We start from the raw sequence: 25,781 nt of genomic DNA on the forward strand, positions 1-25,781 counted from the left end.
CGCCACGGGCGTTCTGCGGGCGTGACTCTACACTGCGATCCCCACACGCCGAGGAGATGTCGATGTCGCAGCCGCTGTCGCAGGAGGTGCTCGACCAGCTGTTCGTCACCGCGCGCACCCATAACCGTTTCACCGGCGAAGTGTCGGACGAGACGCTGCAGCGCCTCTACGAGCTGGTGAAGATGGGCCCGACGGCGGCCAATTCCTGCCCGGCGCGCTTCGTGTTCGTGAAGTCGCCCGAGGCCAAGCAGCGCCTCGCGCCCGCATTGGACGAGGGCAATCGCGACAAGACGCTGGCCGCGCCGGTCACCGTGATCGTCGGCTACGACCTCGCGTTCTACGACAAGCTGCCGTATCTGTTTCCGCACACCGATGCGAAGGGCTGGTTCGACGGCAAGCCCGAGGCCGACCTGCACACCATCGGCCTGCGCAACAGCTCGCTGCAGGGCGCCTACCTGATCCTCGCCGCGCGCGCGCTGGGCCTGGATACCGGCCCGATGTCCGGTTTCGACGCCGCGAAGATCGATGCCGAGTTCTTCGCCGGCACGCGCATCCGTTCCAACTTCCTCGTGAACCTCGGGGAAGGCGACGCCACCCAGATCTTCCCCCGACTGCCGCGCCTGCCGTTCGAAGAAGCCGCGCGGATCCTCTGATCCATCCACATCGCAGGAGCCTTCCATGATGATCAAGCGCATTGCCCTCGCGGCCGCACTGGCCGCCGTTTCCACCGTCGCCTTCGCCGCGCCCGTCGCCTACAAGATCGACCCGACGCATACCGACGTGGTTGCGACCTGGAGCCACATGGGCTTCTCGAACCCGAGCGCGCACTTCGGCAACGTCGACGGCACCATCGTCTACGACGCGCAGAACGTCGGCGCGTCCAAGGTCGAGGTCACCATTCCGCTGTCGGGCCTGAGCACGCATGTCGAGGGGCTCGACAAGCACATGCGAACGGCCGATCTGTTCGACGTCGCGAAGTTCCCGTCGATCACCTTCCGCAGCACCAAGGTCGAAGCGGCCGGCGACAACCGCCTGCGCGTGACCGGCGACCTCACCGTCCGCGGCGTCACCAAGCCGGCGGTGCTCGACGTCACCCTCAACAAGGTGGGCGAGCATCCGATGAAGAAGGTGCCGTCGATCGGCTTCGACGCCAGCACCACGCTCAAGCGCAGCGACTTCGGCATCGCGTACGCGGTGCCGGCCGTGAGCGACGAGATCCGCATCAGCATCACCACCGAGGCCAGCGCCGAGCGCGCCAAGGCCACGGTGCAGCCGAAGAAGAAGTAACGCCATGATCATCGAGCGCCCGGCCGATTCGCGGGGCCATGCGAGGCACGGCTGGCTGGACAGCCGCCACACGTTCTCGTTCGGCAACTACTACGACCCGCAGTGGATGGGTTTCGGGCCGCTTCGCGTGATCAACGAGGACCGCGTGGCCGGCGGCGGGGGCTTCCCGCCGCACGGCCACGCCAACATGGAAATCATCTCGATCGTCCTCGACGGCGCGCTCGCGCACGAGGACAGCGCTGGGGGCGGCGGCACCATCGCGCGCGGCGACGTGCAGTGGATGGGCGCGGGCCACGGCGTGCAGCACAGCGAGTTCAACGCGTCCAAGACCGAGCCGGTGCATTTCCTGCAGGTCTGGATCCAGCCCGACCGCGTCAACATGCCGCCAGGCTATGCGCAGCGCTCGCCACAACCCGGCGATGCCGACGGCGGCTGGGTGCTGCTGGCCTCGCCCGACGGCGCCGACGGCAGCATCGCGATCCGCCAGGACGCGCGCCTCTACCGTGCCGCGCTCGCAGCCGGTGCCGGCCTGCAGCATGCCCTCGACGTCGGCCGCCGCTACTGGCTGCAGGTCACGCGCGGCACCGTGCTGGCCGCCGACCGCGTGCTGCGCGCCGGCGACGCGCTGGGATTCGTCGACGAGGCCGACCCACTGCAGCTCGAAGCCAACGGCGAGGCCGAGGTGTTGCTGTTCGACCTGCCGCGCTGACGGGCCGTCGCGCCGCGGCTGGTAGAATCCACGGCCTCACCGCAGCGCCCATTCCGTCATGACCGACCCTACCGCTTCGAGCGCCCCGCAGAACGCCGAACAGGCCAACGCCCGCCAGCGCTACGTGGTCGGCATCAAGGACCTGCCGCTGAGCTGCCCGCTGCCGGAGATGGCGCTGTGGAACTCGCATCCGCGCGTGTTCCTGCCGATCGAGGCCGAGCGCGAGTGCCAGTGCCCGTACTGCGGCGCGCATTTCGTCCTCGAGGAGTGAGCCGCCCGCGGCCCTGAGCCCGGCATGGCTTCCCGCCCCGCGTCGACCCGCCCGCTGACCGTCGTCCAGCTGCTGCCCGCGCTGGAGTCGGGCGGTGTCGAGCGTTCGACGCTCGAGATCGCGCAGGCGCTGGCCGACGCCGGCCATCGCGCCGTGGTGGTCTCGCGCGGCGGCCGTCTGGTGTCGCGGCTGGAGGCGCTCGGCGCCACGCACGTCGAACTCGACATCGGGCGCAAGTCGCTGGGCGTACTGCGCCACGTGCGCGCGCTTCGACGCGTGCTCGCCGGCGCCGACATCGTGCACGCGCGCTCGCGGCTGCCGGCGTGGATGGGGCTGCTCGCGTTGCGTGGCATCGACGAGCCGCGACGTCCGCGCTTCGTCACCACGGTGCATGGCCTGAACTCGCCGTCGCGCTACAGCGCGGTGATGACCCGCGGCCAGCGCGTGATCTGCGTGTCGCGCACCGTGCGCGACTACGTGCTGCGGCATTACCCGTCCACCGATCCATCGAAGCTGCGCGTGATCGCCCGCGGGATCGACGCGTCGATGTTCCCGCGCACCGCGTGGCCCGACGCCGACGCGCGCGCCCGGGTCGCGGCGCAGCATCCAGCGCTCGCGGGCGACGGCCCGCTGCTGCTGCTGCCGGGCCGCGGCACGCGGCTCAAGGGCCACGGCGACGGCCTCGCGCTCCTCGCGCGGCTGCGTAGCGACGGTCTCGATGCACGTCTGTGGTTGCCGGGTGCTCGCGAAGCGGGCCGCGAGGCCTACATCATCGAGCTCGAACGCGAAGCCGCGCAGCTCGGCGTCGCCGACGCGATCGCGTTCACGCCGCCGACCGATGCGATCGCGCACGCGTATGCGGCGAGCGACCTCGTGCTGCAGCTCTCGCGCAAGCCCGAGGCCTTCGGGCGCACGGTCGTCGAGGCGTTGTCCGTCGGCCGGCCCGTGCTGGGCTGGGCGCACGGCGGCGTCGGCGAGCTGCTCGCCGACTTCGAGCCCGAGGGCGCGGTGCCGCCGTTCGACATCGAGCGCCTGCACGCCACCGCCGCCATGTTGCTCGCGCGGCCGCCACGGCTGCCGGCTAGCATTCCGCTCACGTTGCAGGCCATGCAGGAGGCGACGCTTGGCGTCTATCACGAACTCGCCGGCTGACGGCGTGCCCGAAACCGGCTGGCGCTGGGCGCCCGCGTGGGTGCTCGCGTTCGTCGCGCTGTGGCCGGCGCCCGGCTATGCCGAGGGCGTGCTGGTGCTTGGCGCACTGGTGGCGATCTGGAAGCTGCTGCGCGCGCGCTTCCGCGGCGGCATGCGGCTGCTCAGCGGGCCGGCCTGGGCGCTGACCAGCGTGATGTTCGCCGCCTACTGGACGCCCCAGCTGATCTCCGCGTTCGACGCCGTCGATCCGGCGAAGACGGTGGGCGACGTGCTCACCGACCTGCGCTACCTGCCGTTCCTGTGGCTGGTGGCGGCGTCGGTCGCCAATGCCGAAAGCCGGCGCCGCACCTTCGGCGGGCTGGGCATCATCGTCGCGATCTGGGTGGTGGACGCGCTGCTGCAGGCGGTCAGCGGCACCAGTCCGTTGTTCGCGATGATCGACAACGCCAAGCATGCGATCAGCGGACACGGCATGTGCCGCGTCGAGGACGTGCTCGCGGTCGACCGCCTCAGCGGCGTGCTCGGGCCGTGCAACCTCAAGCTGGGGCAGGTGATCGCCAGCCTGTCCCCGTTCGCGCTGTTCCTCGCCGCGCGCCGCTTCGGCGCGGCGGGCTGGCTGTTCGCGGCGGCCGCCGTCGGGCTGGTCATCGTGCTCGCCGGTTCGCGCGCGTCGTGGATCACCTTCGGCCTGGTGCTGCTGCTGTCCGGCTGGCGCCTGCTGGGCTGGAAACGCCTGCTCGGCGTGTTCGCCTTCGGCGCGGTGGCGCTGGTGGTGCTCACCTTCACCGTGCCGCAGGTGCGCGAGCGCGTGGAACGTACGCGCGTTGCGCTCGCGGGCGGCGAGCAGCACGTCGACACCGCGCTCTCCGGGCGCGGGCGAATCTGGTCCGCGGCGGTCTGCATGGTGCGCGAGCACCCGCTCAACGGCGTAGGCACGCGGCGCTTCCGCGAGAACTTCCCGGCCTGCGATCCGGCCCCGGGCGAGCCCGCGGAATGGGGCGAGGGCCCGGCGCTGCACGCCCACCAGATCGTGCTGGAGATCCTCAGCGAGACCGGCGCGATCGGCCTGCTGCTCTGGCTCGCCGGCGCCGCGCAGGCCTGGCGCGCATGGCGCTATGCCGACGCCCGCATGCGCGCGCAGGCGCGGCCGGCGATGCTGGCGCTGGTCGTCACCGTCTTCCCGCTCAACACGCATCTCGCCTTCTATTCGACGTTCTGGGGCGGGTTGACGCTGATGCTGTGCGCGCTCTACGCCGGCAGCCTGCTCGCGAACGATCGTGAGCCCACGGGAGCTTCGGCATGACGTCGCCGAGCCCCACCTCGGCAGGCGAACGCCCGCGCGGTGCGAAGCACTGGCCGATGCTGGCCGGTGTCGCCCTGCTCGAAGGTGCCGCGCGACTGCCCTGGGGCCTGCAGCGCGTGCTGGGCCGCGCGCTCGGTGGCGTCGCCTATGCGCTGGCGTCCTCGCGTCGTCATGCGGCGCGCGTGAACCTGCGCCTGTGCCTGCCGGAAATGGACGAGGCGGCGCGCACGCGGCTGCTGCGCGAGTCGTTCCGCGACTTCGGCATCGGCCTGTTCGAATTCGCGCGGGCGTGGTGGGGCGAGGTGGCGCCGATGCGCCGCGACGTCGTCATCGAAGGCCTCGAACACCTGAAGGAACTGCAGGCGCAGGGCCGCGGCGTGCTGATGGTGTCGGGCCATTTCATGACCCTGGAAATGTGCGGCCGCCTGCTCTGCGACCACGTGCCGCTGGCCGGCATGTACCGCCGTTACCGCAACCCGGTGATGGAATGGGCGGTCAAGCGCGGGCGCCTGCGCTATGCCGCGGCGATGTTCGCCAACGACGAGATCCGCCCGGCGATGCGCCACCTCAAGCAGGGCGGCTTCCTCTGGTACGCGCCGGACCAGGACATGCGCGGCAAGGAAACCGTGTTCGCGCCGTTCTTCGGCGTGCCGGCGGCGACGATCACCGCGACGCACCAGTTCGCGCGCCTCACCGGCTGCGCGGTGGTGCCGTTCTTCCATCGCCGCGAGGGCGATCGCTACGTATTGCGCATCGCGCCGCCGCTGGAGGATTTCCCGTCGAAGGACGCGGTGGCCGACAGCGCGCGCGTCAACGCCGCGATCGAGGCCATGGTGCGCGAGGCGCCGTCGCAGTACCTGTGGATCCACCGGCGCTTCAAGCGCCGCCCCGACGGCGCGGCGCCGCCCTACTGATGCCCGACGCCGCCCGCGATCGCCTGGAGCCCGTGCTGCGCGCGCTGTACTCGCTCGTGCTTTACGTGCTCACGCCGATCACCGTCTACCACCTAATCTGGCGCGGCTTCCGCCAGGCCGCGTATTTCGAGCGCTGGCGCGAGCGCTACGCCGGCTTCGGCCCGCCGCGCGAGGGCCGCGTGCTGTGGGTGCACGCGGTGTCGGTGGGCGAGGTCAACGCCGCGATCCCGCTGGTCGACGCGTTGCTCAAGCGCCGCCCCGACCTGCGCCTGCTGGTCACCACCATTACACCGACGGGCTCGGCGCGCGTGCGCAGCCTGTGGGGCGACCGCGTCGAGCACGTCTACCTGCCGTACGACCTGCCGGGCGCGGTGTCGCGCTTCCTGCGGCATTTCCGTCCGTACGCGGCGCTGATCATGGAGACCGAGTTGTGGCCCAACCTGCTGTTCGGCTGCCGCGACCACGGCGTTCCGGTCTACGTGCTCAACGCGCGGCTGTCGGCGCGCTCGCTGCGCGGCTACCGCGTACTGGCGGCGCTGGTGGGTCGCGCGCTGCGCACTGTTCGCGGCGTGGGCGCGCAATCGCATGCCGATGCGCGGCGCTTCGTGCGCCTTGGCGCCGAGGCCGCGCGCGTGCACGAGACCGGCAACCTCAAGTACGACCTCACCCTACCGCCGTCGGTCGAGGCCTTCGGCCGCGACTGCCGCGCGCATCGTGCCGGGCGGCTCGCGTGGATCGCGGCGAGCACGCACGTGGAGGAGGAAGCCGCGGTGCTGGCCATCCACCGCCGCCTGCGCGAACGCTGGCCCGACCTGCTGCTGATGTGGGCGCCGCGACATCCGGAGCGCTTCCGCGCCGCCTGTGAGCAGGCAACGGCCTCCGGTTTCCGCGTACGTCGCCGTTCTGAAGCCGAATGGCCGACGGCCGACTGCGAGGTGTTCATCGTCGACACGCTCGGCGAGCTGCTGAACTTCTACGCCTGCGCCGACGTCGCCTTCGTCGGCGGTTCGCTGCAGGACGTCGGCGGGCACAACCTGTTGGAGCCTGCAGCCACGCGCACGCCCATCGTCACCGGCCCGCACCTGCACAACTTCGCCGACATCTCGCAGCGCCTGGCGTCGGCGGGCGCACTGCGCATCGCACAGGACGAGACGGGCGTCGCGCGTGAGCTCGAAGCGCTGCTGGATGACGCAATGGCGCGCAAGGCGATGGCGGAGGCCGGCCACGCACTGGTCGAAGCCGGACGCGGCGCGCTGGAGCGCACGCTGGCGCTGATCGCATGGGACCTGCCGCCGCAGGCCTGAGCCCGGCACGGCCGCAAATGCAGGACTGCGATTTCGCAGCCGTCGGCCAAGCGGTTCGGCAAAAGGCGGGAACGCCGATCGTGATTCAAACGGCGAACGACGAACGGCGAACGGCGAACGGCGGAAGCGCGGATAGCTGGTCGCCAATCGCCACCGACCAATAGCCAACAGCCACTAGCCAATAGCCAATAGCGAATTACGGATTGCACCCGGGACTTCGATGACCGCGAAACGCGGGCGGCGACATGATCCGCGGCTTCGAGAGCGCCCGCCTCGCCGCCGCGACTACACGCAGTGCGTGGAACCCGCCACGCATGCGTCAAGCCGCGGAAACGCGCGCACGCCGAAAATAAAGAAGGGCCGTCGTTGCCGACGGCCCTTCGGTCTTTCGCTGCGAGCCGCTTATTACGGCGTCGGCGCGTTCGCCGTCAGCAGGCGGTTCACGTCCTGCACGTCCTCGGCATCGAGCGTGCCTGCGGCCTGCTCGAGGTCGAGGCGCGACTGCAGGAAGTTGTAGCGGGCTTCCGCATACGCACGCTGCGCGTTGAACAGGTTCTGCTGGTTGTTCAGCACGTCGAGCACGGTGCGCGTGCCGACCTCGAGGCCGACCTGCGAGGCCTCGTAGGCCGCACGGGCGGAGGTCAGCGCGGCGCGGCGCGCCTCGATCTCGCTGATGCCGGCCACCAGCGCCTGGTAGGCGGCCCGGGTGTTGCGCACCAGCGCGCGACGCTGCTGCTCGAGCTGGTCGCTGGTCTGGTCGCGGTTGGCGATCGCCTGACGCACGCGCGACTGCGTCGCGCCACCCGAGAAGATCGGCACGGAAAGCGTCACGCCGAAGGCCGGCCCGCGGCTTTCGCTGTCGATCGGATTGCTAGACGACAGCGACACGCCGTTGAAGCTACCGGAGAACGAGCGGTCGCCGGTCGTCTTGGAGCGGTCGTAGCTGCCGTTGGCGTAGATCGTCGGCCAGTGCCCCGCGCGCGCGGTCTCGACGTTGGCTTCGGCCGAGGCGAGCTGCTCGTTCGCCGCGCGCAGCGCCGGGTTGTTCTCGATCGCCACGGCGACCCAGTCCTCGGCGGTGCGCGACTCCGGCAGCGCGGGCTGGAAGTTCTCCGGCAGCGCCTTCAGCGCGCTCACCGTCTGGCCGGTGATCTCCGCGAGCGCCTGGTAGGCGTCCTCGACGGCATTGCGCGCCAGGATGGTGTTGGCGCGCGCGCTGTCGTACTGCGCGCGGGCCTCGTGCACGTCGGTGATCGGCGCGAGGCCGACTTCCAGGCGCTTGGAGGCGAAATCGAACTGCTTGCGCAACGCGGTCTCGGCGGCCTCGGCGGCGGCCAGCGTCTCCAGCTGCACCAGCACGTTGAAGTAGGCCGCGGAGGTGCGGGTGATCAGCGAATCGCTGGCGGCCTCGACCTGGTAGTCGGCCGCACGGCCCAGCGCCTGCTGGCTGCGCAACGTGGTGAAGCGCGAGCGGTCGTAGATCATCTGCTGCGCGCCGATCCCGATGCTGCGCGAGGTGCTGTCGCTCTCGGAATCGCCGGGCACCGGGATGAAATCGATCTCGCCGGTCACCGGATCGGTAACCTGGGCGGTCTGCTGGCCGGGACCGGACGAGCGCGAGCGCGTGTAGCGCGCGTCGCCGCTGATCTGCGGAAGCATCGCCGCACGCGCCTGCACGGCGCCCTCGCGGGTGGCTCGCGCCTGCGCTTCGGAAGAGGAGAACTGCGGGTCGTTCTCCCGCGCGAGCTGGTAGACCTGCATCAGGTCGGCCGCGGACGCGGCCGCGGGCAGCAGGGCGAAGGCGAGGGCAAGTACGAGCGGACGGCGGATCATGTGTGAAGGTCCTTGGAAAAGCCGCGCGTTCTGCGCGGCGTCGTCACGTCAAACCGGCATCCGGCGCGCAGCCGCGCACCGGACTTACAGGTGGAACTGCGGCACCGGAGCGGCGCCGGCGAGATACGGGATATCGGTTTCGAACAGCGAATCGATGCGCGGCGTGCCGTTGTCGTTGCGCACGCGCACGGCCTCCATCGCCGGCGCGCGGCCGCGCACGATGAACAGGCGGCCGCCGGGCTTGAGCATCTGCACGAAGCGCTCGGGAATGGTGTCGACCGCGGCGTTGACGCAGATCGCGTCGAAACGGCGCTCGGTCGTCCATGCCAGCGCGTCGGCCACCTCGATGCGGGCGTTCACGATGCCAAGCGATTCCAGGCGCGCGCGCGCGGCGTCGGCGAGGTCGGCATGGCGCTCGATGCTCACTACATCGCGCGCGAGTTTGGACAGGCAGGCGGTCACGTAGCCGCTGCCGGTGCCGATCTCCAGCACGTCGTCGGTGTCCTGCGGGTTCAGCGCCTCGAGCGCGCGGCCGGCGACCACCGGCTTGAGCATGAACTCGCCGTGGCCCAGCGGGAGCGCGATGTCGGCATAGGCCACCCCGCAGTACTCGACGGGCACGAAGACCTCGCGCGGCATCTCCAGCAGCACGTCGATGACGCGCGGCTCCAGCACGTCCCAGGGGCGGACCTGCTGTTCCACCATCATTTCGCGAGCGTGGGCGTAGTCGGGCGTCATCGGCGTGGATCGGTCGGGAAAAGGACGGCAATTCTACCGGCCCGGGTCCCTCGCATCGGGTGTTCAGGATCGCCGGCTGTGGCCGCGACACCCGAGTGCCGGAAGTCACCGGGACTGCGGTCACGCATTGCGGGGCTCTCCGCGCATGCCGTAGGCACGCAGGAACATGTCCACGCAGGCGGTCACGTGCGCCTCCGGCGCAAGGTGCGGCTCGCCCGCGCAGCCGCAGCCGAACACCATGCGCGCATGCGGCTCGCCCTTGAGCAGGGTGAAGAACTGCGACGAGGCGAGCGCGGCATCGGGAACGTCCAGCTCGCCCGCCGCGGCGCGCGCGGCCAGCAGCGTCGCGAAACGGTCCTGCACGCGGCGCGGGCCGCAGTCCCAGAACAACTGCGGCAGATGGGTGTTCGCCAGTTGCGGGCTGCACAGCACGCGGTGGCCGGCGATCGCCTCGGGCGACGCGATCATCGCGTAGAAGGCGGTACCGATCTCCATCAGCCGCTCGCGCACCGGCATCTGCGGCCGATCCTCGAGCAGCGAGGCGGGCATGCCCTGTTCGCAGTGCGATTCGACCGCGGCGGCGAACAGCGATTCCTTGTCGCCGAAATGGCTGTAGACGGTGAGCTTGCTGACCCCGGCGCCGGTGGCGATCTGGTCCATGCTCACCGCGTCGAAGCCCATCTGCACGAACAGGCGCTTGGCGGCATCGAGGATGGCCTCGCGCTTGGCGAGATCCTTCGGACGGCCCGGACCGGCCGCGCGGTCGGCAGGCGGGGCGATGGGGCGTGGGCGGGAAGCGGCCATTGGTCGGAATCCTAACTGAAATACTGGACCGGATGGTTCGATAATTTTACAGTACCGCCCGGTTCATTAATTGCCCCTGAGGTCCGCATGCGTCGCCGCCTCCCTGTTAACGCACTGGCCGGCGTTCTGTTGACCGCGGTGCTCGCCGGATGCGGCAAAGCGCCGGCGCCGGTCGAGCCGCCGCGCCCGGTGCTGGTCGCCCACGCGACCTCCGCCAGCGCTACCGGCACCGCGTTCGCCGGCGAGATCCGCGCCCGCGAGGAGGCTGCGCTGTCGTTCCGCATCGGCGGCAACCTCGCCGAGCGCCGGGTCGACGTGGGCGACCGGGTGCGTCGCGGCGACCTGCTGGCCGTGCTCGACCCGGGCGACGTGCAGGCCCAGGCGCGCGCCGCGCAGGCCCGCCTGACCGCGGCGGAGGCGCAGCTCAAGCGCGCCCGCGCCGAGCAGGCGCGTCTGGCGACGCTCGGCCGCGACCAGCTGGTCAGCCGCTCCAGCGTCGACGCGCAGAACGCCGCGGCCGCGGCCGCGCAGGGCGAGGTCGACGCCGCCCGCGAAAGCCTCGCGGTGGCGCGCAACCAGGCCGCCTACACCCAACTGCGCGCACCGCGCGACGGTGTGATCGCCGCGCGTCAGGCCGAGGCCGGGCAGGTCGTGGCCGCCGGGCAGCCGGTGTTCACGCTGGCCGCCAACGGCGAGCGCGAGGTCGCCTTCGCGGTGCCGGAAGGCGCGGCGACGCAGGTGCGCCCGGGGCAGTCGGTGCAGGTCGAGCTGTGGTCGAACCCCGGCCAGCGCATCGCCGCCCGCGTGCGTGAAGTCGCGCCGGCGGCCGATCCCGTCACCCGCACGTTCGCGGTGCGCGCGGTGCTCGACGCTGTTAACGCCCCGCTCGGCGCCAGCGCGCGCGTGCATCTGAAGCCAGACGGCGCTCCCGCGCTCGCGGTGCCACTCGGCGCGGTTCAGCGTGGTGCCGACGGCCACGCGGCGGTGTTCGTCGTCGATCCGAAGACCGGTGTCGCGCGCCTGCGCCCGGTGGCGACCGGCGCGTTCGGCACCGACAGCGTGCCGGTGCTGCGTGGCATCGCGGCCTCGGACTGGATCGTCGCCGCGGGCGGCCACCTGCTGCGCGACGGCCAGAGGGTCGCGCCGGTCGATCGCGACAACCGTCCGGTCCGTCCGTAACCCACGCCCGTCGAGAGCCCGTCCATGCGCTTCAACCTCTCCGAATGGGCGCTGCGCCATCGCAGCCTGGTCGTGTACGCGATGATCGTGCTGGCGATCGCCGGCACGCTCGCCTACCTCAAGCTCGGGCGCAGCGAGGATCCGCGCTTCACCTTCAAGGTGATGGTGGTGCGCACGCTTTGGCCGGGCGCAACGGCCGACGAGGTCGCCTCGCAGGTCACTGACCGCATCGAAAAGAAGCTGATGGAGACCGGCCAGTACGAATTCATCCGCTCGTACTCGCGCCCGGGCGAATCGCAGGTGATCTTCGTCGCGCGCGACTCGATGCACTCGGACGAGATCCCCGCGCTCTGGTACCAGGTGCGCAAGAAGGTCGGCGACATCCGCGCCACGCTGCCGCGCGACGTGGCCGGACCGTTCTTCAACGACGAGTTCGGCGACACCTTCGGCAACATCTATGCGCTGACCGGCAAGGGCTACGACTACGCGGTGCTCAAGCACTACGCCGAGCGCGTGCAGCTGCAACTGCAGCGCCAGCCCGACGTCGGCAAGATCGAGCTGTTCGGCGTGCAGGACGAGAAGGTCTGGGTCGAGCTCGACAACACGCGGCTGGCGACGCTGGGCGTGCCCGCGCAGGCGGTATTCGACGCGCTGAACGCGCAGAACGCGGTGGCGCCCGCGGGTTTCTTCGAGACCGCGACCTCGCGCATCGCGCTGCGCGTGGACGGGCGTTTCGACAGCGTCGACGACATCCGTGCGTTCCCGATCCGCGCCGGCGACCGCACGTTCCGCCTCGGCGACATCGCCACCGTCAAGCGCGGATTCGGCGATCCACCCGCGCCGCGCATGCGCTTCATGGGCGAGGACGCGATCGGCATCGGCGTGGCGATGAAGGACGGCGGCGACATCCTGGCGCTCGGGAAAACGCTGGAAGTCGAGCGCGTGCGGCTGGAGAAGACGCTGCCGGTCGGCATGGCGCTGCGCAAGGTCTCCGACCAGCCGGCGGCGGTGGAGGAATCGGTCGGCGAGTTCGTGCGCGTGCTGGCCGAGGCGGTCGCCATCGTGCTGCTGGTGAGCTTCTTCTCGCTGGGCGTGCGTACCGGGCTGGTGGTCGCGCTGTCGATCCCGCTCGTGCTCGCGATGACGTTCGCGGTGATGCAGTACTTCGGCGTCGGCCTGCACAAGATCTCGCTGGGCGCGCTGGTGCTGGCGCTGGGCCTGCTGGTCGACGACGCGATCATCGCCGTGGAGATGATGGCGATCAAAATGGAACAGGGCTTCAGCCGCCTGAAGGCCGCGGCCTTCGCCTGGGAATCCACCGCGTTCCCGATGCTCACCGGCACGCTGATCACCGCCGCGGGCTTCCTGCCGATCGCCACCGCGCAGTCGAGCACCGGCGAATACACGCGCTCGCTGTTCCAGGTGGTGACGATCGCCCTGCTGGTGTCGTGGATCGCGGCGGTGGTGTTCATTCCGTACCTCGGCGATCGCCTGTTGCCCGACGGCGGCCACGCGGCCGCGCCGAAGCCCGGCTCGCTCGCCGCGCGCTGGCGCGCGTTCCGCCTGCGACTCGCCGACCGCCACCCGGCGTTCGCCGACGTCATCGCGCCGCTGCCGGCCGCGCAGGACGGGCACGTCCACGATCCCTACGGAACGCGCTTCTACACGCGCTTCCGGCGCTGGGTGCTGTGGTGCGTGCGCCGCCGCAAGACCGTGCTGGCGATCACCGCCGCGCTGTTCGTCGCTTCGATCCTGATGTTCCGCTTCGTGCCGCAGCAGTTCTTCCCCGATTCCGTGCGGCCCGAACTGATGGTCGACATGGAACTCGCCGAAGGCAGCTCACTGCGCCAGACGGCCGCGCAGGCGGAGAAGCTCGAGAAGCTGCTGGCCACGCGCAAGGACCTCGCGAGCTACGTCGATTACGTCGGCACCGGCTCGCCGCGCTTCTACCTGCCGCTGGACCAGCAGCTGCCAGCTGCCAACTTCGCGCAGTTCGTGCTCACGCCGAAGGACATCGAGGCGCGCGAAGCGATCCGCCAGTGGCTGATCGACGACGTCATCCCGCGCTTTCCCGAGCTGCAGCTGCGCGTGACCCGACTGGAGAACGGGCCGCCCGTCGGCTACCCGATCCAATTTCGCGTGTCCGGCGAGCATGTCGATGATCTGCGGCGCATCGCGGTGCAGCTCCGCGAGACGGTGCTCGCCAACCCGCACGTCACCAACGTCAACCTCGACTGGGACGAGCCCAGCAAGGTGGTGCGCCTGAAGCTCGACCAGGAACGCGCGCGCGCGCTGGGCGTGAGCTCGTCGCAGCTGGCGCAGGCACTGTCGTCCTCGTTGTCGGGCACGACGGTGGGCACCTATCGCGAAGGCAGGGAGCTGATCGGCATCGACGTGCGCGGCGGGCCGGGCGATCGCACCGAACTCGAGTCGCTGCGCTCGCTGATGGTGCCGACGGCCGGGGGCGCCAGCGTGCCGCTCACGCAGGTGGCCACGCTCGAGTACGGCTTCGAGGACGGCATCATCTGGCATCGCGACCGCCTGCCGACCGTGACCGTGCGCGCCGACATCCGCGACGCGCTCACGCCGCCCACGGTGGTCGCGCAGCTGATGCCCGCCGTCGACACGCTGCGCGCGCAGCTGCCCTGGGGCTATTCGATCGACATCGGCGGCACGGTGGAGGATTCCACACGCGGTCAGGACTCGATCAAGGCCGGCATGCCGCTGTTCGTGTTCGTGGTATTCACCCTGCTGATGCTGCAGCTGCGCTCGTTCTCGCGCAGCGTGATGGTGTTCCTGACCGCGCCGCTGGGCCTCATCGGCGTGACGCTGTTCCTGCTGGTGTTCCGCGTGCCGTTCGGCTTCGTCGCGATGCTCGGCACGATCGCGCTCGCCGGCATGATCATGCGCAACTCGGTGATCCTGGTGGACCAGATCGAGCAGGACCGCCACGACGGCCGCGAGGCCTGGGAAGCGATCGTCGAGGCGACCGTGCGCCGCTTCCGCCCGATCGTGCTCACCGCGCTCGCGGCGATCCTCGCGATGATCCCGCTCTCGCGAAGCGCCTTCTTCGGCCCGATGGCGGTGGCGATCATGGGCGGCCTGCTGGTTGCGACGTTCCTGACGCTGCTGTTCCTGCCGGCGCTGTACGCGGCCTGGTTCCGGGTGCCGGTGCCGGCGGATACCCGCCACGCGCCGGACGCCGCCAATAGGCTGGCCCCGAAGGGCGAATGACGACGACCGGGCGACGGCGTTGAGCGCGGTCGCCCGGTGCGCCATCGGCTCAGCCCGGATGCGTCGGCGATACCCCGTGAGGGTCGGCGCCGCGGGCCTGCCAAGCGCCGTATCCGCATCGTGATCGCGACCTCAGTGCAGCAGCACGTCGACCAGCGCGTCGTAGTCCGGCGCGAGCGGCTCCGCCGATGCCGGTCGCGCCAGGCAGTCCGCCAGCGCCGGCGGCGGATCGATCACGCGGCCGAGCCGCGGCTCGACGATCGCCTCGAACTTCGCCGGATGCGCGGTGGCGACGATCGCCCAGGGCCGCCTGTCGCCGGCCGCACGCAGCCGCGCGAGCACGTCGTACGCCGTGGCCGTGTGCGGGCAGAGCGGCTCGCCGTGCCGACGATGCGCGTCGTCGATCGCGGCGAGGATCGCGTCGTCGTCGACCGAATGCGAACTGAGCGAACCGCGCAGTACCTCGTCGGTGGCATGCCAGTGCCGCAGCCGCTCGAAGTTGCTCGGTGCGCCGACGTCCATCGCATTGGCCAGCGTCGCGCGCGTCGCGGCCGGTGCGTACTCGGCGCCACCGAAGTAGCGCGGCAGCACGTCGTTCGCATTGGTCGCGAGCACGATGTCGCCGATCGGCAACCCCATGCGGCGCGCGAGCCAGCAGGCGGTCGCATTGCCGAGGTTGCCCGTCGGGACCACGAAGTTCAGCAGCCCGCCATGCGCGGCCTGGAATTCGACTGCGGCATGCGCGTAGTACGCGGCCTGCGGGAGCAGGCGGCCCAGGCTGATGCTGTTGGCCGAGCCCAGCGACACGCGCCGCCGCAGCGCCTCGTCCACGAGCGCCTGCTTCGCAAGACGCTGGCAGTCGTCGAAGCTGCCGTCGACGCGGAACGCCCGCACGTTGCCGGCCCAGCAGCCGAGACCGTGCGCCTGCCGCGGCGACACGCGTCCATGGGGATACAGGATGACGACGCGGAAGCCCGGCCGGCGGTGGAAGGCCGCCGCGACCGCCGCACCCGTGTCGCCGGACGTGGCGACGAGAATCGTGGTTACGGGGTCGTCGGGCCGGCGCAATGCTTCGAGCGCGCGTGCAAGGAATCGCGCGCCGAAATCCTTGAACGCGGCGGTCGGGCCGTGGAACAGCTCGAGCACGTGGTCGTGGCCCGCCAGCCTGCGCAGGGGAGCTGGGAAATCGAGCGCGGCCTCGCAGATGCCGGGCAGGCGCGACGCGAGCGGCGAGCCCTCGAAGAACGGCGCGAGCAGCGCATCGGCGGTCTGCGCGAGGCTCATGCCCGGAGCGACGCCCGCGGCCTGCGGAATCGTTTCCGGCACGTAGAGGCCGCCGTCCGGTGCAAGCCCCGCCGAGAGCGCTGTCGCGATGTCCACCGCCGGCGCGTGGCCGCGTGTGCTGACGTACCTCATGCGATGCACTCCGCGCGCGGGCCGGCGACCGGCGACACGTAGACATGGCTTGCGAGCCCGGCGTCCGCGAACGCCGCGCACATCGCCGCGCCGGCGACGGCCGCGGCGTCGCGCGTGTCGAACCAGCCGAACACGGTCGGGCCTGCGCCCGAGATGCTGGCACCGAGCGCTCCGTGGTCGAGCGCGGCCTGCTTGACGCGATCGAACCCGGGAATGAGCGCGGCGCGACGCGGTTCGACGAGCACGTCGCGCAGGCCGGCGGCGATCAGCGCGCGATCGCCACGCGCGAGGCCGGTGAGGAACAGCGCGAGATGCTCGCTCTGTCGCACGAAGTCGCCGAGCGGGTAGGGCGGCGCGAGAACCGCACGGGCCTCGCGCGTTTCCAGCACGTGCTCGGGATGGACGGCCGCGCAGTAGAGATCCGGCACGTCGAGCCGGATCGCACGCGTGCGGGTCGCGAGCGCCACGCCGCCCAGCAGCATCGGCGCGACGTTGTCGCCGTGCAGCGAACCGCTGGCCACGGCTTCGCCCTCGAGTGCGAACGGATAGAGCGCCTCGCGCGACAGCGGCGTTTCGAGCAGCGCATTCGCGGCCACCAGCGCGGCCACGCACGAGGCGGCGGAACCGCCCAGGCCCGAGCCCAGCGCGATGCCCTTGTGCAGCGTGATCGCGAAGCCCTGCGATAGCCCGAGGTGCTCGCGCAACGCGATCAGCGCGCGCCCGGCGGTGTTGCGCGGCGCGTCGAGCGGAATGCGCGCGAGGCCCGGGACGTCGCCGTCGATACCGTCCATGCGCACCGTCGGCTCGTCGATGAGGCGCACCGTCGCACTGTCGCCGGGGCCTTCGATCGCGTGGCCGAGCAGGTCGAAGCCGACGCCGATGTTGCCGACGCTCGCGGGCGCGAACGCGCGTGCGCTGCGGGAAGAAGCGGTTGCATCGGTCGGGATCAAAGCCGGGCTCCGAGATGGTGGGCGATGGCGAGGACGTCGCCGAACACGCCGGCCGCGGTGACCTCGGGGCCCGCGCCGGGGCCCTGGACGACGAGGGGATTATCCGCGTACCGGCGGGTGCGCAGCTGGATGACGTTGTCGGTGAGGCGCCCGTGCGCGGCCGCGGCGTCGGCCTGAACCCGCGACAGCGCGACGCGCGCGCCGTCGCCATCGAAGCGCGCGGTGTAGCGCAGCACGCGGCGTTCCGCGCGGGCGGCAAACAGGCGCGCGGCCATGGGCACGTCGAATTCGTCGAGCCGCGCGAGGAAGGCGTCGAGCGGAATGTCGCGCAGCGACTCGGGTACCAGACTTTCGATCGACACGTCCGCCAGCGACAGCGGATGGCCCGCCTCGCGCGCGAGGATCACGAGCTTGCGCGCGACGTCGAGGCCGGAGAGATCGTCGCGCGGGTCGGGCTCGGTGTAGCCGAGATCGTGTGCCTCGCGCAGCAACGCCGAGAACGGCACGCTGCCGTCGTAGCGGTTGAACAGCCAGGCCAGCGTGCCTGACAGCACGCCCTCGACGTCCAGCAACGCATCGCCGGTGTCGATCTGGCTGCGCAGCGTCTGGATCACCGGCAGCCCCGCCCCGACGCTCGCCTCGTGGCGGAACCGCCCGCCGTCGCGCGTCGCGTCGCGTATCGCCCGCCATCGCTTTATCGGCCCGCTGCCCGCGTGTTTGCCCGGCGTCACCACGTGCATGCCCTGGCCCAGCCAGCGCGCGTAGTGGTCGGCGACCGCATCGCTGCCGGAGCAGTCGACGACGACCGCATGCAGGCGGCCTTCGTCGACGAGGTGCGGGCCGAAGCGGTGCAGGTCGGGCACGGGCGAGGACTCGAAGTCGCGCATCAGCGCATCGGGTTCGCCGCGCGAGGCGCCGAGCCACATGCGGCGGCGGTCGATCAGGCCGCGGAGCACCAGATCGATGCCCTGCTCGCGCAGTCGGGGCGCGGCTTGGGCCCATTGCGCGAGCCACGCGCGTCCGACCTTGCCCGGGCCGACGAGGCCGAGCGCGATCGTGGTCGTCGCGGTGCACATGCGGGCCGCCGGGAGCGGGACGGGGGCAGGACGTCGATCGGGCAGGACGGCAGACATGGTGGGCACTCCTTGGCGGAGCCCCGTGTCCGGTCGGATGCGTCGACTCCCGCATCCGGTTCGGATGCGGGGCGGGTGAGGGACGGTTAGTCCGGGATCACGCGCGACCGCATCCGCCACGACATGGTCGTGGTGGTGCGGGCGCTGGTACCGAGGCCGTTGCGCATGGCGTCGCCGGTCGCGAGGGTCGCGATCACGGAAGCGGCGTCAGGGGCGCGGAGGTCGGTCACGCGGCGAGTAGACACGCTCGCCGGGGGCGCTGTCAAAACGGCCAGTGGCCTCGGCCTGCGGCGCATGGTCAAATGCCCGTCGAAGCGGGGGTACCGGCCTGGCCGGTTGAGAGAGTCCCTTCGAACCTGATGCGGTTGAGACCGCCGTAGGGAGCTTCGCCGGGGGCCTTCGTGCGTCCGCGCGCCGCTTCGTATGCGAATCCTCGCAGCGCCGCACCGTGTGCGGCTCACCAGTGAAGCCAGCGGACGAACCGATGAACGCAGTCGCCACCGAACTCCTCCAGCAGGCCGAAAAGCTTTCGGCCGACGTCGTCCGCCCGATCCCGGGCTCCAGGAAGATCCACGTCGAAGGCTCGCGCGCGGACATCCGCGTGCCGATGCGGGAGATCGCGCTGGCGCGCACTCCGACGCTGTTCGGCGGCGAGGAGAACGCGCCGCTGACCGTCTACGACTGCTCGGGCCCCTACACCGACGCGGACGCGACGATCGACCTCGCGCGCGGCCTGTCGCCGCTGCGCGCGGCGTGGATCGCCGAGCGCGGTGATGCCGAGGTGCTGCCGGGCCTGTCGTCCGAGTTCGGCCGCGCGCGCGAGCACGATCCCAAGCTCGCGCATATCCGTTTCGGCAACCGCGCGCTGCCGCAGCGCGCGGTGAGCGGCGCGAACGTCACGCAGATGCACTACGCGCGAAAGGGCATCGTCACGCCCGAGATGGAGTTCATCGCGATCCGCGAGAACCAGCGCATCGAGGCGATCCGCGAGGCGCACCTGCTGCGCCAGCACGCCGGGGAGCCGTTCGGCGCGGCGATCCAGAAGCTGATCACCCCCGAGTTCGTGCGTGACGAGGTCGCCCGCGGCCGCGCGATCATCCCGAACAACATCAACCACCCCGAGAGCGAGCCGATGATCATCGGCCGCAACTTCCTGACCAAGGTCAACGCGAACATCGGCAACAGCGCGGTGTCGTCGGGGATCGCGGAGGAAGTCGAGAAGCTGGTCTGGTCGATCCGCTGGGGCGCGGACACGGTGATGGACCTGTCGACCGGCAAGCACATCCACGAGACGCGCGAGTGGATCATCCGCAACTCGCCGGTGCCGATCGGCACGGTGCCGATCTACCAGGCGCTGGAGAAGGTCGATGGCCGCGCCGAGGAGCTCACCTGGGAGATCTTCCGCGACACGCTGATCGAGCAGGCGGAGCAGGGCGTGGACTACTTCACGATCCACGCCGGCGTGCTGCTGCGCTACGTGCCGCTCACCGCGAACCGCGTGACCGGCATCGTCAGCCGCGGCGGTTCGATCATGGCCAAGTGGTGCCTCGCGCATCACAAGGAGAATTTCCTCTACACGCACTTCGAGGACATCTGCGAAATCATGAAGGCCTACGACGTGGCCTTCTCGCTCGGCGACGGCCTGCGCCCGGGCTCGATCGCCGATGCGAACGACGCCGCGCAGTTCGGCGAGCTGGAAACGCTCGGCGAGCTCACGCAGATCGCGTGGAAGCACGACGTCCAGACCATGATCGAAGGCCCCGGCCACGTGCCGATGCAGCTGATCAAGGAGAACATGGACAAGCAGCTGCGCGAGTGCGGCGAGGCGCCGTTCTACACGCTCGGTCCGCTGACCACCGACATCGCGCCCGGCTACGACCACATCACGTCCGCGATCGGCGCGGCGATGATCGGCTGGTTCGGCACCGCGATGCTCTGCTACGTCACGCCGAAGGAGCACCTCGGCCTGCCGAACAAGCACGACGTGCGCGAAGGCCTGATGGCCTACAAGATCGCCGCGCACGCGGCCGACCTCGCCAAGGGCCATCCTGGCGCGCAGGCGCGCGACAACGCGATGAGCAAGGCGCGTTTCGAGTTCCGCTGGGAAGACCAGTTCAACCTCGGCCTCGATCCGGAGCGTGCGCGGGAATATCACGACGAGACGCTGCCCAAGCAGGCGCACAAGGTCGCGCATTTCTGTTCGATGTGCGGCCCGCACTTCTGCTCGATGAAGATCACGCAGGACGTGCGCGACTACGCCAAGGAACACCCGGAGTCGATCGCCGAGGTCGAGAAGGGCATGGCGGAGAAGTCGGCGGAGTTCCGCGCGACGGGCGCCGAGGTCTATCACAAGGCGTGAGCACGGTTTCCGCACCCACGACGGGTATGCGCCGGTGAGGCTGCCGGCGCCCTGGCTCGCCCTGCCGGCGGCGGATGCGAGCGGCATCGCGGCGGAGTTGGCCGCGACGAAGGCCGCGTGGGAGCCGGATGACGGCTTCGACGGTTCGTACCACGCACGCCGGTCGCTGCTCGCCGATGCGGCAGGGCCACTGGCGGAGGGCGCCTGTCCACGCCTCGCGCAGTGGCTTTCGGCGCTGGACGCGCCGTGGCGCGCGGTCGACCTGCGCCGCTACGCAACGGGTGCGCACACAGCGCTGCGCGCGGACGCAGGCGCGGATTCGCGCGAGCGGATGCTGATCGTGATCGCGCTCACCGATGGCCTCGTCATCGACACCGAGGCCGGCCGCGTGCCGTTGCGTGCGGGGCAGGCCGGCGCGGTGGACACGTGGCGGCGGCACCGTTTCGCGAATGCCGCCGCGCGGGAGGCGCTGTTCGTCACGGCCGACACGACGGGCAGCGCCGCGCTGTGGGACGCGCTGGCGCGCATGCCGCCTACGCCGGAGGCGCGCACGCTGCGGCTTGACCGCGAACCCGGTCGCCTCGATCCCTGGCGCGTCGAGGCCGCGGTGGGCGCGCTGCTCGCGGAGGCGCGAACGCCACCCAGTGCCGCGGTGCTCGAAGCGCTCGCGCGGTTCGGCCGCAAGCTGCGCGGGCTCTGGGCGGCGGGCGGATCCGTCGCGGAATGCGTCGCCACGACGCGGACGCTCTTGATCGACGCAGGTGTCGAGCGCACAGGCCTACGCAACGGACTGGGCCTTCTCGATGCGCTGGATCGACAGGTGTTCGGGCCGCTGCTCGGCGCAGCGAAAGCCGATGCCGCGCTTGGCCGCGACACCCGGTTCGACCGACCCGTCTTCATCGTCAGCCTGCCGCGCTCGGGCTCGACGCTGCTGTTCGAAACGCTGTCGCGGGCGCGCGGCGTGGTAACGATCGGCGACGAGAGTCATCAGCTCATCGAGGGAATTCCCTCGCTCGCGCCGGCGGCGCGCGGCTTCGACTCGAACCGTCTCGTCGCGGCCGATGCCCACGTCGCGACGGCCTGCATGCTGCGCACGCGTTTTCTCGACAACCTGCGAGATCGCGACGGCCATCGCGTCGACGGCATCGGCCCGGTGCGCATGCTGGAAAAGACGCCGAAGAACGCGCTGCGCATCCCGTTCCTGCGCGCGGCGTTCCCGGAGGCGCGCTTCGTCTACCTGCATCGCGATCCGCGGCAGGTGATCGCGAGCATGATCGAGAGCTGGGAATCCGGCCGTTTCCGCACCTATCCGCAGCTGCCGGGCTGGCGCGGGGCGGCGTGGTCACTGCTGCTGGTACCGGGTTGGCGCGATCTCGTCGACGCGCCGCTGGGGGACATCGTCGGCCACCAGTGGGCGACCACGCAGCGCATCCTGCTCGACGATCTCGACGACATGCCGACCACGCACCGCCTCGGCGTCGACTACGCACAACTGCTCGCCGATCCGGAGGCGCAGGTGCGCCGCATCTGCGACTGGGCGGGCTGGGACTGGGATCGCGGGCTGGGCGAATCGCTTCCGCTCTCGCGCTACACCAATACGCGGCCCGACGCGGAGAAATGGCGGCGCCGGCAGGATGTCGTGGAGGCGCAGCTGTCGCGCCGTGCGGAACTCTGCGAGCGTGCCGAACGCGCGGCCTCGGTGGCCTGAATCACGGCGCTTCGGCCGCGCTGTGTAGGATGACGCCCCCGCGCCATCGTCGTACGCATGAAACTCCACGCCCCGTTCATCCAGCTGCCGCTGCGCTTCGATGCAGCTGTCCTCGCCGACGAGATCGCCGCACTGGACGCCAGCTTCTGGAAGCCGCATCCGCAGGGATTCGCCGGTAATTCCATGCTGCCGCTCGTGTCGGTGGACGGAAATCCGGACGACGAGTCCTTCGCCGGCGCGATGAAGCCCACCCCTGCGCTGCTACGTTCGCCCTACCTCAGCCAGGTGTTCGCGCGCCTCGGCGCCACCGTCGGGCGCAGCCGGCTGATGAAGCTCTCCGGCCATGCCGAAGTCACCCGGCATGCCGACCAGCACTACTACTGGTCCGAGCGCGTGCGCGTGCACGTGCCGATCCTCACGCAGCCCACGGTGCGCTTCGAATGCGGTGGCGCGGCGGTGAACATGGCGGCCGGCGAGTGCTGGATCTTCGATACCTGGCGCCAGCATCGCGTGCTCAATGACGCCGTCGAGGAGCGCATCCACCTGGTCATCGACACCGTGGGCGGCGGTGATTTCTGGGACCTCGTCGCGCGCGGCCGCGGGCATGCCGACATGCGTGCGGGCTGGGTCGCGGAGGCGGTCGCGCCGCGCGAGGGCGTGGCGGAGTTCGCCTGCGAGACCCGCAACATCCCGGTGGTGATGAGCCCGTGGGAGCTGAACTCGCTGTTCGCGCTGCTGTTCTCGCACGCGCTGCCGCATCCGCAGCTCAAGGCGGTGCATGAGATATCCGGCCGCTTCGCTCGGCGCTGGCAGGGGCTGTGGTTCGAGTTCGGCGACGATGCCGACGGCTACGCGCCATTCCGCGAGGCGCTCGCGAGCTATGTGGCCGCGGTGTCGCCGATCGGGCAGGGCATCATGCTCAACAACGAGCTGCAGTGGTTCGGCGCGATGATGATGACGATCGGCCAGTTCGCGGTGCGGCCCGAAACCCGCTGATCCCGGCGCCGTCCGGGCGAAAAAAAGGCCGCCCTAGGGCGGCCTTTTTTCGTCGGCGTGGCCGATCAGTACTTCGGCTTCTCGCTCGCTTCTTCGTAGCTCTTCATCGCGTCGACGAGGATCTGCTTGGCTTCCGCCGCGCCGCCCCAGCCGTCGACCTTCACCCACTTGCCCTTCTCGAGATCCTTGTAGTGCTCGAAGAAGTGGCCGATGCGCTCCAGCCAGTGCGGGCTCACCTGGCCGATGTCCTCGATGTGCGAGTAGCCGTTGAAGACCTTCGACACCGGCACCGCGAGCAGCTTCTCGTCGGAGCCCGCCTCGTCGCTCATCTTCAGCACGCCCACCGGGCGGCAGCGGATCACCGAGCCCGGGATCAGCGGCAGCGGCAGCACCACCAGCACGTCGGCCGGGTCGCCGTCGCCGCACACCGTGTGCGGCACGTAGCCGTAGTTGCACGGGTAGCGCATCGGCGTGGAGAGGATGCGGTCGACGAAGATCGCGCCCGATTCCTTGTCGACTTCGTACTTGACCGGCTCGGAATCCTTCGGGATTTCGATGATGACGTTGATCTCGTCCGGCGGGTTCTTGCCGGTGGGAACGAGGCCCAGGCCCATTGCTTGCTCCAGATGACGAGGCGCCCGCCGGTCGGCGGGCGCGGGGTGACGGATTCTAGCGGGAGGTGTGCTGCGCTGCAGCAGCCGCCCCCGGGGCCGGCGGATGGCGTCGACGAGGAAGCGCCATCCGCCGGCCGTCTTACTGCGGTCGATCCGGCGGGCGCCGCTCGAGGTACTCGTTGGCCCAGCGCTGCGCGATGCGGCCCGCGGCCTCGCGCCCGCCCAGCCCGAAGGCCAGCGCGGCGGCCACGGCGATCGCGCCCAGCACCAGCCCGAAGGCGAGGTTGACGATGTCGTCGGCCACGCCCATGGCGCGCAGGCCCATGGCCGTCACCAGGCCGATGATGGCGAAGCGCACGATGCGCGCGAGCCCGCGGCTCTGCGGGTTGGCGCGCTCGATCGCGCGGCCGGCGACGTCCGCCAGCCACCAGCCCACGCCGAGGATCACAAGGCCCAGCAGCACGTCGGCGCCGAAATCGATGAACTGCTGCAGCAGCGCGTTGATGCCGGCGAAGCCGAGCATCGAGGCGGCTTCCACCGTCGCGAACAGCATGATGAAGAACAGCGCGAGCTTGCCGGCGAAGGCCGACAGCGTGCCGCCCTGCGCCGCGGCGTCGACGGCGGCCGAGGTCGGCGTGGCGGCAGGGGTGCGCGCCATCGCGTCGGTCGGCGCGGCCAGCGACGAGTCGGTCGAGCGCTCGACGGTCGCGGTGGCCATCAGCACGTCCGAGCCGGTCTCGGGCGTCGCCGGCGTCGCGGCCTGCGGGTCGCGGAAGGCATGGCCGAGGCCGAGGCGCGCGGGCAGGCGGTCGAAGCCGAGGTCGGACAGCAGGCGCTCGACCAGGCTGGCCACGAAGCGGCCGATGAACCAGGCGAGGATCAGGATCGCCGCGGCGGCGAGCAGGTTCGGGATCGCATCGAAGAAGATCGCCAGCATGCCGGTGAGCGGCGCGGATATCGCGGTGATCTTCAGTGCGTCCAGCGCGGCGATGAGCGCCGGGATGATCACCATCACGAAGGCGAGCGTGCCGCCGAGGTCGGAGAGCTTCAGGCCGCGGGTGTCGGGATGCTGCTCGCTCCAGCGGTCCATCCCGGTGGTCGCCAGCAGGTTGCTGACGAGGCCACGCACCGCCTTGGCGACCAGCCAGCCCACGCCGGCGATGATCACCGCCGCGAAGATGTTGGGCAGCATGCCAAGCAGGCTCGACGTCATGCCCGTGAGCGGCGTCATCAGGCCTTCGATCTGTAGCGCGCCGACGATGGCGGGGAGGAACAGCAGCAGCACCAGCCAGTAGGCGACGTTGCCCATCGACTGCGAGAGCGGCCGCATTTCGGCCTCGCTGGCGAGGCGCTCGTCCACGCGCGTCTTAGAGAGCGCGCGGTTGACGATCGTGCGCACGACGGTGGCGACCAGCCAGGCGACAACCGCCAGCGCGATCGCGAGCAGCAGGCGGGGCAGGTAGAGCATCACCGTCGTCGCCAGCGTGCTGAGCGGGCCGGACACGCCCTGCACCTGCAGCACGCTGACCATGCCGATGACGGCGAGCAGCATGATCGCCCAGAAGACGATGCGCCCGCCGATGCGTTCGAAGTTCACGCTGGTCTGCGTGTGCGAGGCGAGGCGCTGGTTGGTGCCGACGGCGGCGAGGCCGCGCCGCGTGGCGGCCGCCGCAACCAGCGCGACGATCCAGCCGACCAGCAGGATGGCGATGCCGCCGAGGATCGACGGCAGGTAGACGCCGAGCGAGTTCTGCAGGGAAGCCTGCCAGGTGGGATCGGGCACGGTGGGGTCCTCGCTTGATCGGCCGCGGGACATCCGCGGCAGCCGCCGAATCTAGCGTCCGTCGCATCAACACCGCGTGGCGAAGGCGAAAAAA

21 protein-coding genes and 1 riboswitch are annotated in these 25,781 nt (G+C 70.7%); of the genes, 13 read left to right on the top strand and 8 right to left on the bottom strand.

Annotation, left to right across the window (positions count from 1 at the left end; genetic code table 11):
• Positions 1-62 precede the first annotated feature (62 nt).
• From IE066_RS09625 to waaA, 8 genes are read left to right on the top strand one after another with little or no spacing between them, the layout of a single operon-like run.
• Positions 63-653, top strand: a complete 591-nt coding sequence (locus IE066_RS09625) for a malonic semialdehyde reductase (protein WP_189449292.1) — start codon at positions 63-65, stop codon at positions 651-653.
• A 25-nt stretch (positions 654-678) separates the two neighbouring features.
• Positions 679-1,287, top strand: coding sequence for a YceI family protein (locus IE066_RS09630; RefSeq protein ID WP_189449294.1), 609 nt, complete (start codon positions 679-681; stop codon positions 1,285-1,287).
• Positions 1,288-1,291: 4 nt separating this feature from the next.
• Positions 1,292-1,996 carry a pirin family protein gene (locus IE066_RS09635; RefSeq protein ID WP_189449296.1) on the top strand — a complete coding sequence of 235 codons (705 nt, stop codon included), beginning with the start codon at positions 1,292-1,294 and terminating at the stop codon, positions 1,994-1,996.
• Between the two features lie 58 nt (positions 1,997-2,054).
• Positions 2,055-2,267, top strand: coding sequence for a zinc-finger domain-containing protein (locus IE066_RS09640; RefSeq protein WP_189449298.1), 213 nt, complete (start codon positions 2,055-2,057; stop codon positions 2,265-2,267).
• A 24-nt stretch (positions 2,268-2,291) separates the two neighbouring features.
• On the top strand, positions 2,292-3,419 hold the full coding sequence (locus tag IE066_RS09645; RefSeq protein ID WP_189449300.1) for a glycosyltransferase: 1,128 nt from the start codon (positions 2,292-2,294) through the stop codon (positions 3,417-3,419).
• Positions 3,400-4,722 carry an O-antigen ligase family protein gene (locus IE066_RS09650; protein ID WP_425488933.1) on the top strand — a complete coding sequence of 441 codons (1,323 nt, stop codon included), beginning with the start codon at positions 3,400-3,402 and terminating at the stop codon, positions 4,720-4,722. The genes IE066_RS09645 and IE066_RS09650 overlap by 20 nt, the downstream gene beginning before the upstream one ends.
• Positions 4,719-5,636: an LpxL/LpxP family Kdo(2)-lipid IV(A) lauroyl/palmitoleoyl acyltransferase gene (lpxL, locus tag IE066_RS09655; protein WP_229790769.1), complete on the top strand. Its 918-nt coding sequence runs from the start codon at positions 4,719-4,721 to the stop codon at positions 5,634-5,636. Before IE066_RS09650 ends, lpxL begins: the two co-directional genes overlap by 4 nt.
• Positions 5,636-6,940 (top strand): lipid IV(A) 3-deoxy-D-manno-octulosonic acid transferase, encoded by a 1,305-nt coding sequence (gene waaA, locus IE066_RS09660; protein WP_189449304.1) that lies wholly within the window; start codon positions 5,636-5,638, stop codon positions 6,938-6,940. The genes lpxL and waaA overlap by 1 nt, the downstream gene beginning before the upstream one ends.
• Before the next feature lie 405 nt (positions 6,941-7,345).
• On the opposite strand, the gene IE066_RS09665 is transcribed toward waaA, so the two are convergent.
• The 3 genes from IE066_RS09665 to IE066_RS09675 all read right to left on the bottom strand — a co-directional run bounded on the left by IE066_RS09665 (position 7,346) and on the right by IE066_RS09675 (position 10,315).
• Entirely contained in the window at positions 7,346-8,773 is a 1,428-nt protein-coding gene (locus IE066_RS09665; protein WP_189449306.1) for a TolC family outer membrane protein, read from the bottom strand.
• A gap of 84 nt (positions 8,774-8,857) precedes the next feature.
• Complete coding sequence (locus IE066_RS09670; RefSeq protein ID WP_189449308.1) at positions 8,858-9,511, bottom strand: protein-L-isoaspartate O-methyltransferase family protein; 654 nt, start codon at positions 9,509-9,511, stop codon at positions 8,858-8,860.
• A 120-nt stretch (positions 9,512-9,631) separates the two neighbouring features.
• Entirely contained in the window at positions 9,632-10,315 is a 684-nt protein-coding gene (locus IE066_RS09675; protein WP_189449310.1) for a TetR/AcrR family transcriptional regulator, read from the bottom strand.
• Positions 10,316-10,402: 87 nt separating this feature from the next.
• On the opposite strand from IE066_RS09675, the gene IE066_RS09680 reads away from it, so the two are divergent.
• Together IE066_RS09680 and IE066_RS09685 are read left to right on the top strand one after the other, a co-directional pair.
• The gene (locus IE066_RS09680; RefSeq protein WP_189449312.1) at positions 10,403-11,494 is read left to right on the top strand and encodes an efflux RND transporter periplasmic adaptor subunit; all 1,092 of its coding nucleotides are present in this window, start codon (positions 10,403-10,405) and stop codon (positions 11,492-11,494) included.
• A gap of 24 nt (positions 11,495-11,518) precedes the next feature.
• The gene (locus tag IE066_RS09685) at positions 11,519-14,728 is read left to right on the top strand and encodes an efflux RND transporter permease subunit (protein ID WP_189449314.1); all 3,210 of its coding nucleotides are present in this window, start codon (positions 11,519-11,521) and stop codon (positions 14,726-14,728) included.
• Between the two features lie 132 nt (positions 14,729-14,860).
• Here the strand turns inward: IE066_RS09685 and thrC are convergent, their stop codons facing one another.
• From thrC to IE066_RS09700, 3 genes are read right to left on the bottom strand one after another with little or no spacing between them, the layout of a single operon-like run.
• Positions 14,861-16,144 carry a threonine synthase gene (gene thrC / locus IE066_RS09690; protein ID WP_189449316.1) on the bottom strand — a complete coding sequence of 428 codons (1,284 nt, stop codon included), beginning with the start codon at positions 16,142-16,144 and terminating at the stop codon, positions 14,861-14,863.
• Positions 16,141-17,094, bottom strand: a complete 954-nt coding sequence (locus IE066_RS09695; RefSeq protein ID WP_189449318.1) for a homoserine kinase — start codon at positions 17,092-17,094, stop codon at positions 16,141-16,143. Before IE066_RS09695 ends, thrC begins: the two co-directional genes overlap by 4 nt.
• Positions 17,091-18,170, bottom strand: a complete 1,080-nt coding sequence (locus IE066_RS09700) for a homoserine dehydrogenase family protein (protein WP_189449320.1) — start codon at positions 18,168-18,170, stop codon at positions 17,091-17,093. The genes IE066_RS09695 and IE066_RS09700 overlap by 4 nt, the downstream gene beginning before the upstream one ends.
• A gap of 363 nt (positions 18,171-18,533) precedes the next feature.
• Positions 18,534-18,627, top strand: a riboswitch (TPP riboswitch).
• Between the two features lie 84 nt (positions 18,628-18,711).
• Between IE066_RS09700 and thiC the strand changes: the two genes are divergently transcribed.
• The 3 genes from thiC to IE066_RS09715 are packed head-to-tail and all read left to right on the top strand — an operon-like array spanning position 18,712 to position 23,290.
• Positions 18,712-20,586 (top strand): phosphomethylpyrimidine synthase ThiC, encoded by a 1,875-nt coding sequence (gene thiC, locus IE066_RS09705; protein ID WP_189449322.1) that lies wholly within the window; start codon positions 18,712-18,714, stop codon positions 20,584-20,586.
• Positions 20,587-20,620: 34 nt separating this feature from the next.
• A complete protein-coding gene (locus IE066_RS09710) occupies positions 20,621-22,294 on the top strand; it encodes a sulfotransferase (protein ID WP_189449324.1) in 1,674 nt (557 codons plus the stop codon).
• A gap of 57 nt (positions 22,295-22,351) precedes the next feature.
• Positions 22,352-23,290, top strand: coding sequence for an aspartyl/asparaginyl beta-hydroxylase domain-containing protein (locus tag IE066_RS09715; protein ID WP_189449325.1), 939 nt, complete (start codon positions 22,352-22,354; stop codon positions 23,288-23,290).
• A gap of 65 nt (positions 23,291-23,355) precedes the next feature.
• Here IE066_RS09715 and ppa read toward each other — a convergent pair whose 3' ends face one another.
• Entirely contained in the window at positions 23,356-23,904 is a 549-nt protein-coding gene (gene ppa / locus IE066_RS09720; RefSeq protein ID WP_189449327.1) for an inorganic diphosphatase, read from the bottom strand.
• A 139-nt stretch (positions 23,905-24,043) separates the two neighbouring features.
• Positions 24,044-25,687: a mechanosensitive ion channel gene (locus tag IE066_RS09725; protein WP_189449329.1), complete on the bottom strand. Its 1,644-nt coding sequence runs from the start codon at positions 25,685-25,687 to the stop codon at positions 24,044-24,046.
• Positions 25,688-25,781 lie beyond the last annotated feature (94 nt).

The organism is Cognatilysobacter xinjiangensis, assembly GCF_014651995.1.
GTDB lineage: Bacteria > Pseudomonadota > Gammaproteobacteria > Xanthomonadales > Xanthomonadaceae > Cognatilysobacter > Cognatilysobacter xinjiangensis.

Excerpts from the sequence above, each read along its gene's own strand:
- IE066_RS09635 (WP_189449296.1), top strand. The coding sequence starts at position 1,292 with ATGATCATCGAGCGCCCGGCCGATTCGCGGGGCCATGCGAGGCACGGC.
- IE066_RS09700 (WP_189449320.1), bottom strand. The coding sequence starts at position 18,170 with ATGTGCACCGCGACGACCACGATCGCGCTCGGCCTCGTCGGCCCGGGC.
- IE066_RS09630 (WP_189449294.1), top strand. The coding sequence starts at position 679 with ATGATGATCAAGCGCATTGCCCTCGCGGCCGCACTGGCCGCCGTTTCC.
- thiC (WP_189449322.1), top strand. The coding sequence starts at position 18,712 with ATGAACGCAGTCGCCACCGAACTCCTCCAGCAGGCCGAAAAGCTTTCG.
- thrC (WP_189449316.1), bottom strand. The coding sequence starts at position 16,144 with ATGAGGTACGTCAGCACACGCGGCCACGCGCCGGCGGTGGACATCGCG.
- IE066_RS09625 (WP_189449292.1), top strand. The coding sequence starts at position 63 with ATGTCGCAGCCGCTGTCGCAGGAGGTGCTCGACCAGCTGTTCGTCACC.
- IE066_RS09680 (WP_189449312.1), top strand. The coding sequence starts at position 10,403 with ATGCGTCGCCGCCTCCCTGTTAACGCACTGGCCGGCGTTCTGTTGACC.
- waaA (WP_189449304.1), top strand. The coding sequence starts at position 5,636 with ATGCCCGACGCCGCCCGCGATCGCCTGGAGCCCGTGCTGCGCGCGCTG.
- IE066_RS09665 (WP_189449306.1), bottom strand. The coding sequence starts at position 8,773 with ATGATCCGCCGTCCGCTCGTACTTGCCCTCGCCTTCGCCCTGCTGCCC.
- IE066_RS09640 (WP_189449298.1), top strand. The coding sequence starts at position 2,055 with ATGACCGACCCTACCGCTTCGAGCGCCCCGCAGAACGCCGAACAGGCC.
- IE066_RS09715 (WP_189449325.1), top strand. The coding sequence starts at position 22,352 with ATGAAACTCCACGCCCCGTTCATCCAGCTGCCGCTGCGCTTCGATGCA.
- IE066_RS09675 (WP_189449310.1), bottom strand. The coding sequence starts at position 10,315 with ATGGCCGCTTCCCGCCCACGCCCCATCGCCCCGCCTGCCGACCGCGCG.
- lpxL (WP_229790769.1), top strand. The coding sequence starts at position 4,719 with ATGACGTCGCCGAGCCCCACCTCGGCAGGCGAACGCCCGCGCGGTGCG.
- IE066_RS09645 (WP_189449300.1), top strand. The coding sequence starts at position 2,292 with ATGGCTTCCCGCCCCGCGTCGACCCGCCCGCTGACCGTCGTCCAGCTG.
- IE066_RS09685 (WP_189449314.1), top strand. The coding sequence starts at position 11,519 with ATGCGCTTCAACCTCTCCGAATGGGCGCTGCGCCATCGCAGCCTGGTC.
- IE066_RS09670 (WP_189449308.1), bottom strand. The coding sequence starts at position 9,511 with ATGACGCCCGACTACGCCCACGCTCGCGAAATGATGGTGGAACAGCAG.
- ppa (WP_189449327.1), bottom strand. The coding sequence starts at position 23,904 with ATGGGCCTGGGCCTCGTTCCCACCGGCAAGAACCCGCCGGACGAGATC.